The organism is Polaribacter ponticola (genome assembly GCF_026191475.2).
Taxonomy (GTDB): Bacteria; Bacteroidota; Bacteroidia; order Flavobacteriales; family Flavobacteriaceae; genus Polaribacter; species Polaribacter ponticola.
The window spans coordinates 222,655-234,982 of sequence record NZ_JAOSLC020000003.1; the positions used below are offsets into that span (position 1 = coordinate 222,655).

Below are 12,328 nucleotides of genomic sequence, written 5' to 3' on the forward strand. Positions count from 1 at the left end.
AATATATATTCAATTTAACTTATTTGTATAATAAATCTCAACTATTTATTATAGTATATTTTTTTAAAAAAATATGATACATTTGCATTTTGTTAATTCCTCCAACAATTATTTCCCCTTAATTTTTTTATAAAAATTAATCTTTAATAAATGAAAATAATTATGTTGAAAAAAACACATTTAGAAAAACCCTTATCTTAATGTTATTTTTTGGAACAGTAAAATTCTACTCTACAAATAATAATTTTACTAAATATTTAATAGAGTCACCTCAAGCAAGTACACCTACAGCAGAAGATGACACTATAAATGTAGATTATGAAAGTGAAAACAATATCATATCAATTTTATTAAACGATAGTTATGGTACAGATGGACCAATATCTGCACACGAACCATTAACTTTAGTAAATGGTAAGCAAAGTACAGCAAGTCTAAATGGCGGATTGATCAGTGTTTCTGATAATGGAACCATAAATGATAAAACAGATGATTTTGTTTTATATTCTGCACCAAAAGGTTTTAGTGGTACAGACTCTTTTACTTATTCTATAACAGATGCAACAGGAGATGCTAAAACAGCTACTGTAACTATAACAGTTTTGGAAGAAATAGCACTTAATTCAATTGATAAAATTTATTCAGTATCTGTAGACGAAAACTGTATAGATTGTGTAGTAGATGTAAAAGATTTAATCATAAGTGATTTTAGTACAGTTGGAGAAATAAGTTTTATTTCTTTTTATGATGATTATAATACTCATGCAGGTGGTTCATATTCTAATGAAAAACAAACAGATAAAGGAGGAATAATTAAAGTTAATTCTGGTGCAACTTATCATTACCTTGATGATTTATATACCTATACTTCTCCAACAAATTTTACAGGGACAGATAAGTATTTTCTTTATGTTTATAATACAATCACTAAATTATCTTATGTTCAGATAAACATAACAGTTGGTACAGTTACACCACCAACAAATCACACACCAACAGCAGAACCAGATACCGTTTCCGTAGAGTTTGGAAGCATCAATAATGTTATTGATGTTTTAGATAACGATTCTTTTGGATCTGATGGAGCAATAAACGGAGGATTAACGATGACCAATGGTACTTTATCTAGTGCTAGTGCAAATGGTGGTTTAATAAGTGTTGATAATAAAAATACAGCTGATACTTTAGATGATAAATTTATTTATGCTGCACCAGCTAATTTTTCTGGAACAGACAAATTTAGTTACACAATTACAGATGCAACAGGAGATGCTTCTATAGCGGAAGTTACAATAATTGTTGCAGAAGAAACAAACAATCCAAAGGTTGTTGATGATTATTATACCATAGAAGAAAATAGTGGAGAATTTGTATTTGATGTGACCACAAATGATATAAAGGGAAATAATAGTGTTGACCAAATATTTGTATCAATACCAAATATTTATGACCAACCATTTGTAAACTCTCAAGGTACACTTGCTTTATTAGACAATAATACACCAAATGATACTTCAGATGATACATTATCTTTTACCCCAGTACAAGATTTTACTGGAGTATATGAATTTCACTATTTATATTCAGTAAGTGATTCTGGAAATAGTTTTACACAAGTAGGTTATGGATATGTCTACATAACAGTTGGTAGTATTACACCAGTAGCTGATACACCTACTGCAGAAGATGACACCATAATTGTAGATTATGAAAGTGAAAACAATACCATATCAATTTTATTAAATGATAGTTATGGATCAGATGGTCCAACATCTATACATGAACCATTATCATTAGTAAATGGTAAGCAAAGTACAGCAACTTTAAAGGGCGGATTGATTAGTGTTTCTGATAATGGAACCGTAAATGATAAAACAGATGATAGAGTAATATACGATGCTCCATTAGGTTTTACAGGAATAGATTCTTTTACTTATTCTATAACAGATGCAACAGGAGATGCAGCAACAGCTAAAGTTACTATAACAGTTACAGGTTTAGTTGTAGATGTTCCGTCTGCAGTAAATGATTCAGCATTTGTAGATGAAAATAGCACAGATAATATAATTGAAATATTGGCAAATGATAGTTTCGGAACCGAAGGTGCTTATTCTCCACCAATGAGTTTTTCTGCAGGATTAATAACACAAGGTTTTTATATTATTAATAGCACCTCAGATGAAGGAGGTTCTATAACTATAGTAAATAATGCTGTTATTTATTATACACCTTTTATGAACTTCACAGGAGTAGACAGATTTAGGTATTACATATATGATGCTAGTGGAGATAGATCACAAGGCGAAGTTACAGTTACAGTTGGTGCAGTTACACCACCAACAAATAACACACCAACTGCAGAACCAGATACCGTATCCGTAGAATTTGGAAGTACCAATAATATTATTGATGTTTTAGATAATGATTCTTTTGGATCTGATGGAGCAATAAACGGAGGATTAACGATGACCAATGGTACTTTATCTAGTGCTAGTGCAAATGGTGGCTTAATAAGTGTTGATAATAAAAACACAGCTGATACTTTAGATGATGAATTTATTTATGCAGCACCAGCTAATTTTTCTGGAACAGACACATTTAGCTACACAATTACAGATGCAACAGGAGATGCTTCTACAGGAACTGTTATAGTTATTGTTATTCCCGTTGAAGGAGCCGTAAATGATACAGTTACTGTAACTGAAAATAGTACAGATAACTTAATTGATGTTTTATCGAATGATAATTTCGGATCAGGAGTTGGTACCCTGTTATTGAACAGTCCAAATCATTTAACAGGTACAACTTCTCAAGGAGGAACACTTACTTTAGATGATGGTGGGACAGTAGGAATTAATCAAGCTGATGATAAAATTTTTTATACACCAAAAGCAAACTTTAAAGGAGAAGATACATTTAATTATACTTTAACAGTAGGTGTAAATCAATATCAAGGAATTGTAACCATAACAGTTGGTAATGTAACTCCTCCAAATAATGATGAGCTATCCGCAGTAGATGATAATATTACAATAAATAGAAATGGAACATCATTAGATCAAAACCCTATATTTATAGATGTCTTAGCAAATGATAGTTTCGGTCCTAATGGAGCTATGACTGCTCATAGGGCATTGTCATTTAGAAATGGTAAATCAAATGAAGCTAGTGAAGGTGGCAGGATAATTAGAATTAATGATAATGATACTCCTTCTGATTATTCAGATGATAGAGTTCAATATTTTCCTTCTGGAAACCCAAATTTCACATCAGATTCATTTAGTTATACAATTACTGATAATGTGGGTGTAGCTGTATCAGCAATTGTTACAATAACTTATGAAGATGCAACCTCGCAAAAAAGTAGTATTAGATTAAATAATAATAAAATTTTAATGAATAATTTTTTGGTATTTCCAAATCCATCAAAAGGATATTTAAAGACGAATATTTTAAGTAAGATAGATACAAAAGCTTCTATTTCTTTATCTGATATTACTGGAAAAATTATCTACAAGAAATCAATAGAATTAATTGAAGGTTTAAACGAATTTAATTTTAATGTAAATGTATTACCTGGAGTATTATTTTTAAAAATTATAAGTCCAAAGATTAACTTTGGTATTTCAAAAATTATATTTAAATAAAAAATAAAATAATTTTAAAAGAAAACAAACAACTTTTTAAAACTTGACCAGCAACAATATTATTGGCTATTAAATACCTTTTAATCTCATTAGGTCTTTTATTAATAACAATGCTGTTTGTGTAATTGCATTTCACAAATTCAAACAAACAATACCTTTGGGTTAATAATCTACTGGATTTTTGGTATTGGTTTTTACAGCTCCTATTCGAGAAACGAAAGTCATTAAATTAGGAACAATTTTGTGATCTATATTTTTATCATTTTTTTAAACCTCAAATTTTAGGATACAATATAAAGTTTGCGTTCATATTTAAATGAACTTCCTTTTTTTAGTCTATACCTAATTTTCTATAGGTCCTAATAGTTATATATATACAATCATCTTTTGCAATGGGTACATCTTCATTTCGATAATCAATTGAAATTAACTTGAATCGTAAGTAACTTCTAATTTAGAGAAAGATTGTTTGTCTTTGTTTTGTTTGTGAGAAACCAATGTTAACGAATAATATTAGAACTATTTTTTCATTAAATTAAATTTTTAATCAGATATGCATAATTGAAAATTGCCATTATAGGAGTAAATAACTATTTAATAATACATTTTAGTTAGCAAACAAGTCAAGCTTAGGTTTAAATGACATTCTTTTTATGTTCATAATAAATATAATTGTTGTAAGGTGTGAAGCAACCTATTTTTATTATGAGATTACTATAGTTTACAAAAAAATTAAACTTCATTATAATAGAAAAAAATATAGTGGAATGCTAATAAATAGCTTCTAGTAATTTTTTATAAAAAGGACGTCAATTAACTGCCAATTAAAAACTATTATTTAGGACTATAAATAGCACAAGGAATAATAACTTCTTCTAAAGAAACACCACCATGTTGATAGGTGTTTTTATAGTACTTTACAAAGTGATTAAAGTTATTTGGATAGGCAAAAAATAAATCTTCTTTCGCAAAAATAAACGGGCTGTTCATTGCAACTGTTGGTAAGAAAATATCTTTTGGATTTCTTACAGCGTATACATCTTTGTCTTCATAACTTAAACTTCTACCTGTTTTATAACGTAAATTAGAGCTAATGTTTTTATCGCCAATTACCTTTGTTGGGTGTTTACAATTAATTGTACCATGATCTGTTGTGATAATTAATTTCTGACCTAAATTTTGTGCTTTTTGTATAATTTCAAACAAAGGTGAGTTTTTAAACCAACTTAAAGTTAAGCTTCTGTATGCTTTATCATCACCTGCTAATTCTTTAATTACTTCCATTTCTGTTTTAGAATGTGAAAGCATGTCTACAAAATTATAAACTACAGCAGTTAAATCGTTTTGTTTTGTTCCGTTGTAATTATCTGCTAAATCTTTTCCGCTTTTTAAATTTGTAATTTTATAATATTCATGCTTAATATCTAAACTTAATCTTTTTATTTGTGCAGTTAAAAAGTCGTTTTCAAATAAATTCATTCCACCTTCGTCTGTATCATTCTTCCAAATATTAGGATGACGTTTTTCCATTTCCGAAGGCATTAAACCAGAAAACATAGCATTTCTTGCATACTGAGTTGCAGTTGGTAGTATTGAGAAATATGAATATTCTTCGTCTTTTTTGTAGTGGTTATTAATTAAAGGTTCTAGAATTCTATATTGATCATAACGCAAATTATCTATAACAACCCATAAAACTCCTTGATCTTTACTTAATTCAGGAACTACATAATCTTTAAATAAAGTATGAGAAAAAGTAGGTTTATCATTTGCTGTTAAATAATCTTCGTAATTCTTTTTTATAAATTTAAAGAACTGACTGTTAGCTTCTTGTTTCTGGCTTTCTAAAATACCTAACATTCCAGGATCACTAATGTTTTCCAATTCTAATTCCCAATGAACTAGTTTTTTGTATAGTTCAATCCATTCTTCGTAAGAATTAACCATAGCTAAATCCATAGATATTTTTCTAAATTCTTGCTGATAACTAGAAGTTGTTTTTTCTGAAACTAAACGAGAATGATCTAAGTTCTTTTTTAAACTTAATAAAATCTGACTCGGATTTACAGGTTTAATTAAATAGTCTGCAATTTTAGAGCCAATCGCTTCTTCCATTATATATTCTTCTTCACTTTTAGTAATCATAACAACAGGTAAATTAGCCTGTTTTTGTTTAATTTCTGCAAGTGTATCTAAACCTGTTAAACCAGGCATATTCTCATCTAAAAAAACAATATCAAAATTTTCTTCACCAACCAAATCTATCGCATCAGCACCATTTGTACATTTGGTAACTTTATAATTTTTACGTTCTAAAAAAAGAATGTGAGGTTTTAATAATTCTATTTCATCATCAACCCATAAAATTTGTATGTTGCTCATATATTTTTTTTAATTTTAACATTTAACGTTAAAAATACTCTATTGTTATATGTATTTATGTTTTAAAATGATAAAATATTGCCAAAATCAGTATTAGATTTAATTAAACATAATACAATAAGTTTTCCTTTTTTTCAATTATAAAGTCTATAATTAAAATATATGAATTTGTGACATTATGTTTGTATTTTGCCAGCAATTGATAAAAAACATCTTTTGAAGAAAAAAATACCAAATAAACTTAAAATTCTTAATGATCCAATTTATGGGTTTATACAAATACCGAATTCATTAATTTTTGACATTGTAGAACATCCTTATTTTCAGCGTTTAAGAAGAATAACGCAAATGGGGTTTTCTAACTTGGTATATCCAGGAGCTAATCATACTAGGTTTCATCATGCATTAGGATGTATGCATTTAATGCAGAAGGCAATTGGGGTTTTACGTTTTAAGCAAATAGAAATTTCTAAAGATGAAGAAAATGCATTGTGTATTGCAATTTTACTGCACGATATTGGTCACGGAGCATACTCACATGCGTTAGAGCATAGTATTGTTAACGGTATTTCTCATGAAGAAATTTCTTTAAAATTTATGAAGAAATTAAATGATGAGTTTAACGGTAAACTAGATTTAGCAATAGAAATATTTGAAGGAAAGTACAAACGAAAATTTTTAGGTCAATTAATATCGAGTCAATTAGATATAGACCGATTAGATTACCTAAAACGCGATAGTTTTTATACAGGAGTTACAGAAGGAAATATTTCATCAGACAGGTTAATTGTTATGATGAATGTTAAAAATGATGAATTAGTTATTGAACAAAAAGGGATTTATTCTGTAGAAAAATTTTTAATTGCAAGAAGACTTATGTATTGGCAAGTATACTTGCATAAAACAGGATTAGTAGCAGAAAATATGCTAGTTAATGTTTTAAGAAGAGCAAAAGAATTGGCAGAACAAGGTGTAGAAATGTATGCTAGTTCTTCTTTAAAATACTTTTTATATAAAGAAATTGATCAAAATAATTTTACTAACCAAACATTAGAAATGTTTTCTAGATTAGATGATTATGATATTTTTTCTGCGATAAAAGAATGGACAAATCATAAAGATAAAATTCTTTCATTGTTATCAAAAATGATAGTAGATAGAAAGTTGTTAAGAATAGAAATTCAAAAAGGCGTTTTTAATGAAACACAAATTCATAAAAAGATAAGTAAATTTTCTAAAAAGTTAAATTTAACAAAAGAAGAAACTAGTTATTTTGTTTTTTCACAAGAAATAAAAAACCAAGCTTATAATTCTGAAAAACCAATTTTTATTCTAAATAAGAAAGGAAAATTAAAAGACATTGCAAAAGCTTCAGATCAATTAAACCTTCAGGCATTAACAAAACCAGTTATAAAACACTTTATTTGTTACCCAAAGTAAAATGAGATTAGCCAAATAACTATAATTTTTATACTTTTGCGTTTAATGAATTTTACAGCACAACAAATAGCAGATATTTTAGAAGGTGAAGTAGTAGGTAATCCTAATGAAGAAGTTTCTAAATTATCTAAGATAGAGGAAGGTGAAAAAGGTTCTTTAACTTTTTTATCAAACCCTAAATACCAACCCTTTTTATATACTACAAATGCTTCTATTGCTATTGTAAATAAGAGTTTTTTATTGGAAAAAGAAATTTCTACAACTCTTATAAAAGTAGAAGACGCATATAAAGCCTTTTCAAAACTACTAGAGTTTTATAATGAAGTAAAAAATAATAAAATGGGTAGAGAAATGCCACATTTTATTTCTGATTCGGCTAAAATAGGTGATAACGAATACCTTGGTGCATTTGCTTATATAGGTGAAAATGTAATTATAGGTAATAATGTAAAAATATACCCTAATTGTTATATTGGTGATAATACAACTATTGGTGATAATTGTATTATTTTTTCTGGAGTTAAAATTTATTCTGAAACTAAAATTGGTAATCACTGTAAAATACACTCTGGTTGTATTATTGGTTCTGATGGATTTGGTTTTGCTCCAAATGAAAAAGGAGAATACAAAGCGATACCACAAATTGGTAATGTTATTATAGAAGATTATGTAGACATTGGTTCTGCCTCAACAATAGATAGAGCTACTTTAGGATCTACTATTATAAGGAAAGGTGTAAAATTAGATAATCAAATACAAATAGCACATAATGTAGAAGTAGGTAAAAACACCGTTATAGCAGCACAATCAGGTGTTGCAGGATCTACAAAAATTGGTGAAAATTGTATGATTGGTGGGCAAGTAGGTTTAGCGGGGCATTTAATAATTGGCAATAATGTTAAAATTCAAGGTCAATCAGGAATTACGAAAAGTCTAAAAGATGGAGAAAAAGTACAAGGAACTCCAGCTATAAATTACTCAGATTATAATAAATCATATGTATATTTTAGGAATTTGCCTAAAATAATGGCATCAATAGATAAAATGAAAAAAGACATTAATACTCAAAAAGTATAAAGATGAGTAAGAAACAAAAAACTATAAAATCAGAAATTACATTATCAGGTGTAGGTTTGCACACTGGTATTAATGTATCAATGACATTAAAACCTGCTCCCGTAAATCATGGATTTGCTTTTAGTAGAGTAGATTTAGAAGGTTCTCCTACAATAGAAGCAAAAGCTGAATACGTAGTAACTACACAAAGAGGTACAAATCTTGAAAAAAATGGGGTTCAAATTCAAACTTCAGAGCATGTATTAGCTGCAGCAGTAGGTTTAGATATCGATAATTTATTAATTGAAATTGATGCTTCAGAACCTCCAATTATGGATGGTTCTTCTAAGTATTTTGTTGAAGCTATAGAAAAAGCGGGTATACAAGAACAAGAAGCTTTAATTGAAGAGTATGTAGTAAAAGAAATTATTTCTTATAGAGATGAAATTACTGGTAGTGAAATAATTTTAATGCCTTCAGATGAGTATCAAATAACTACAATGGTAGATTTTGGTACTAAAATTTTAGGAACTCAAAATGCTACATTAGATCATATTTTAGATTTTAAAGAAGAAATTGCAGATGCAAGAACTTTCAGCTTTTTACATGAAATTGAAATGTTATTAGAAAACGACCTTATTAAAGGTGGTGATTTAAATAATGCAATTGTATATGTAGATAAAGAATTATCTGAAAGTACAATGCAGAAACTTAAAAAAGCTTTTAAGAAAGATGATATAGCTGTAAAGCCAAATGGAATTTTAGACAATTTAACTTTGCATTGGGCAAATGAGGCGGCACGTCATAAGTTACTTGATGTTATTGGAGATTTAGCACTTACAGGAATCCGTATAAAAGGAAAAGTGATTGCTAATAAACCAGGGCACCTTATTAATACTCAGTTTGCTAAAAAACTAGCTAAGATTATAAAAACTGAAAAGAGAAATAATGTTCCTCAATATGATTTAAATTTAGCTCCTTTAATGGATATTCATCAAATTATGGATATTCTTCCTCACAGACCTCCTTTTTTATTGGTTGATAGGGTTATTGAGTTATCTGATAAGCATGTTGTTGGTATGAAAAATGTTACAATGAATGAAAATTTCTTTGTAGGTCATTTTCCAGGGTCACCAGTTTTGCCAGGTGTTTTACAAGTTGAAGCTATGGCACAATGTGGAGGGATTTTAGTATTAAGTACGGTTCCAGATCCAGAAAATTATTTAACTTATTTTATGAAAATGGATAAGGTTAAGTTTAAACAAAAAGTTTTACCAGGAGATACTTTAATTTTTAAGTGTGAATTGATAACTCCAATTAGAAGAGGAATTTGTCATATGCAAGCATATGCTTATGCGAATGGTAAATTGGTTGCAGAAGCTGAATTAATGGCACAAATTGCTAGAAAAAAATAAAATATGAATCAACCATTAGCATATGTTCATCCTCAGGCTAAAATTGCAAGAAATGTTGTAATTGAACCTTTTACAACTATTCATAATAATGTAGTAATTGGTTCTGGTACTTGGATTGGCTCTAACGTTACTATAATGGAGGGCGCAAGAATTGGTAAAAATTGTAGAATTTTTCCTGGAGCTGTTATTTCTGCTATTCCGCAAGATCTAAAATTCGAAGATGAAGAAACTACAGTAGAAATAGGTGATAACGTTACTATAAGAGAATGTGTAACCATTAATAGAGGAACAAAAGATAGAATGAAAACAATTATTGGAGATAATTGTTTAATTATGGCTTATTGTCATATTGCTCATGATAGTTTTGTTGGAGATAATTGTATTTTTTCTAATAATACAACTTTAGCAGGTCATGTTACAATTGGAGATAATGTAGTTTTAGCAGGTATGGTGGCTGTACATCAGTTTGCATCGGTAGGTAAACATGCTTTTGTAACTGGTGGATCTTTAGTAAGAAAAGATGTACCTCCATATGTTAAAGCAGCAAGAGAGCCATTATCTTATGTTGGTATCAATTCTGTAGGGTTAAGAAGAAGAGGATACTCAACTGAAAAAATTAGAGAAATTCAGAATATATATAGAATATTATTTCAAAAAAATTATAACTATACGCAAGCTATAGATATTATTGAAGCAGAAATGGAAGCAACTCCTGAGCGTGATGAAATTATACAGTTTATAAAAGACTCACATAGAGGGATAATGAAAGGTTATTTTAATGTCAATTAAAAGATATTAATAAATAGAAATTTAAATTAAATAGTCTAACGTAAAAAAGCAAAAGACATAAAGTATTATATAACATGGCAACAACATCAGATATTAGAAACGGATTGTGTATTAAATACAATAACGATATTTATAAAATAGTTGAATTTTTACACGTAAAACCGGGTAAAGGACCAGCTTTTGTTAGAACAAAATTAAAAAGTGTTACAAACGGAAAAGTGGTAGATAATACTTTTCCTGCAGGGAGAAAAATTGAAGATATTAGAGTAGAAACACATAAATTTCAATACTTATATAGTGAAGGAGATACATATCACTTTATGAACGAAAAAGATTACTCTCAAATTCAATTACAAAAAAGCGCCTTGGATGCTCCAGATTTAATGAAAGAAGGAGAAATTGTAACTATTATTATTAATTCTGAAGATGATATGCCATTGTCTGTAGATTTACCAGCAAGTGTAGTTTTAGAAGTTACACATACAGAACCAGGTGTAAAAGGTAACACTGCTACAAATGCAACTAAACCTGCAACTGTAGAAAGCGGAGCAATTGTAAATGTACCTTTATTTATAAATGAAGGAGACAAAATAAAAGTTGAAACTACAAAAGGAACATACCAAGAGCGTATTAAAGAATAATTTTATTTTAAGTATTTAATATCATAAATTGGATTTTAAAAAAACACATACTTTAACTGATATAGCACAAATTTTAAATTGCGAATTTATTGGTGATGCTTCTTCTTTGGTTAAAGGAATGAATGAAATTCATGTTGTAGAAAAAGGTGATATTGTTTTTGTAGATCATCCAAAGTATTATGATAAAGCATTAAATTCTGCCGCTACTACTATTTTAATCAATAAAAGAGTAGAATGCCCAGAAGGAAAATCACTTTTAATATCAGATGATCCTTTTCGTGATTTTAATAAGCTAACAAAACATTTTAATCCATTTATTTCTTCACCTAAGAGTATTTCAGATTCTGCAATTGTTGGATTGGGTACTGTTATACAGCCCAATGTATTTATAGGTAACAATGTAATAATTGGTAAAAACAGTGTAATTCATCCTAATGTAGTAATTTATGATAATACTATTGTTGGAAATAATGTAGTTATACATGCCAATACTGTTTTAGGAGCAGATGCTTTTTATTACAAAAATAGAACAGAAGGGTATGATCAATTAATTTCTGGTGGTAGAGTTGTTTTAGAAGATAATGTACATTTAGGAGCTTCTTGTACTATTGATAAAGGTGTAACAGGAGATACCACAATAAAAAAAGGTTCTAAATTAGATAATCAGGTTCATGTAGGACACGATACTGTAATTGGAGAAAAATGCTTAATTGCCTCGCAAACCGGTATTGCTGGTTGTGTTATAATAGAAGATGAAGTAACTATTTGGGGGCAAGTTGGTACTAATAGCGGAATTACCATTGGAAAAGGTGCTGTAGTTCTAGGTCAATCTGGTGTTACAAAATCAATTGCTGGAGATAAAACTTATTTTGGAACTCCAATTTCAGAATCAAGAGAAAAATTAAAAGAATTAGCACAAATAAAAAGTTTTTTAAAAGAAAGAAAAAAATGTAAATAA

General features: G+C 28.7%; 8 protein-coding genes. 7 read left to right on the forward strand and 1 reads right to left on the reverse strand.

Annotated features, from left to right (window positions below; all coding sequences use genetic code 11):
* The first annotated feature begins 200 nt into the window (after positions 1 to 200).
* Positions 201 to 3,647 (forward strand): Ig-like domain-containing protein, encoded by a 3,447-nt coding sequence (locus N5A56_RS05800; protein ID WP_265724638.1) that lies wholly within the window; start codon positions 201 to 203, stop codon positions 3,645 to 3,647.
* An 834-nt stretch (positions 3,648 to 4,481) separates the two neighbouring features.
* On the opposite strand, the gene porX is transcribed toward N5A56_RS05800, so the two are convergent.
* Entirely contained in the window at positions 4,482 to 6,029 is a 1,548-nt protein-coding gene (gene porX / locus N5A56_RS05805) for a T9SS response regulator signal transducer PorX (protein ID WP_265724639.1), read from the reverse strand.
* Between the two features lie 216 nt (positions 6,030 to 6,245).
* On the opposite strand from porX, the gene N5A56_RS05810 reads away from it, so the two are divergent.
* The 6 genes from N5A56_RS05810 (at position 6,246) to N5A56_RS05835 (ending at position 12,328) form a co-directional block, all read left to right on the forward strand.
* Positions 6,246 to 7,469: an HD domain-containing protein gene (locus N5A56_RS05810; protein ID WP_265724640.1), complete on the forward strand. Its 1,224-nt coding sequence runs from the start codon at positions 6,246 to 6,248 to the stop codon at positions 7,467 to 7,469.
* Between the two features lie 45 nt (positions 7,470 to 7,514).
* Positions 7,515 to 8,546 (forward strand): UDP-3-O-(3-hydroxymyristoyl)glucosamine N-acyltransferase, encoded by a 1,032-nt coding sequence (lpxD, locus tag N5A56_RS05815; protein WP_265724641.1) that lies wholly within the window; start codon positions 7,515 to 7,517, stop codon positions 8,544 to 8,546.
* A gap of 2 nt (positions 8,547 to 8,548) precedes the next feature.
* Complete coding sequence (locus N5A56_RS05820) at positions 8,549 to 9,940, forward strand: bifunctional UDP-3-O-[3-hydroxymyristoyl] N-acetylglucosamine deacetylase/3-hydroxyacyl-ACP dehydratase (protein WP_265724642.1); 1,392 nt, start codon at positions 8,549 to 8,551, stop codon at positions 9,938 to 9,940.
* Between the two features lie 3 nt (positions 9,941 to 9,943).
* Positions 9,944 to 10,729, forward strand: coding sequence for an acyl-ACP--UDP-N-acetylglucosamine O-acyltransferase (lpxA, locus tag N5A56_RS05825; RefSeq protein WP_265724643.1), 786 nt, complete (start codon positions 9,944 to 9,946; stop codon positions 10,727 to 10,729).
* A gap of 74 nt (positions 10,730 to 10,803) precedes the next feature.
* Positions 10,804 to 11,370, forward strand: a complete 567-nt coding sequence (efp, locus tag N5A56_RS05830) for an elongation factor P (protein WP_265724644.1) — start codon at positions 10,804 to 10,806, stop codon at positions 11,368 to 11,370.
* Positions 11,371 to 11,398: 28 nt separating this feature from the next.
* Positions 11,399 to 12,328 carry a UDP-3-O-(3-hydroxymyristoyl)glucosamine N-acyltransferase gene (locus N5A56_RS05835; protein WP_265724645.1) on the forward strand — a complete coding sequence of 310 codons (930 nt, stop codon included), beginning with the start codon at positions 11,399 to 11,401 and terminating at the stop codon, positions 12,326 to 12,328.

What these genes read in the sequence shown, in the direction of transcription:
- N5A56_RS05800 (WP_265724638.1), top strand. Translation starts at nt 201, where the DNA reads ATGTTATTTTTTGGAACAGTAAAATTCTACTCTACAAATAATAATTTT.
- porX (WP_265724639.1), bottom strand. Translation starts at nt 6,029, where the DNA reads ATGAGCAACATACAAATTTTATGGGTTGATGATGAAATAGAATTATTA.
- lpxD (WP_265724641.1), top strand. Translation starts at nt 7,515, where the DNA reads ATGAATTTTACAGCACAACAAATAGCAGATATTTTAGAAGGTGAAGTA.
- N5A56_RS05820 (WP_265724642.1), top strand. Translation starts at nt 8,549, where the DNA reads ATGAGTAAGAAACAAAAAACTATAAAATCAGAAATTACATTATCAGGT.
- lpxA (WP_265724643.1), top strand. Translation starts at nt 9,944, where the DNA reads ATGAATCAACCATTAGCATATGTTCATCCTCAGGCTAAAATTGCAAGA.
- efp (WP_265724644.1), top strand. Translation starts at nt 10,804, where the DNA reads ATGGCAACAACATCAGATATTAGAAACGGATTGTGTATTAAATACAAT.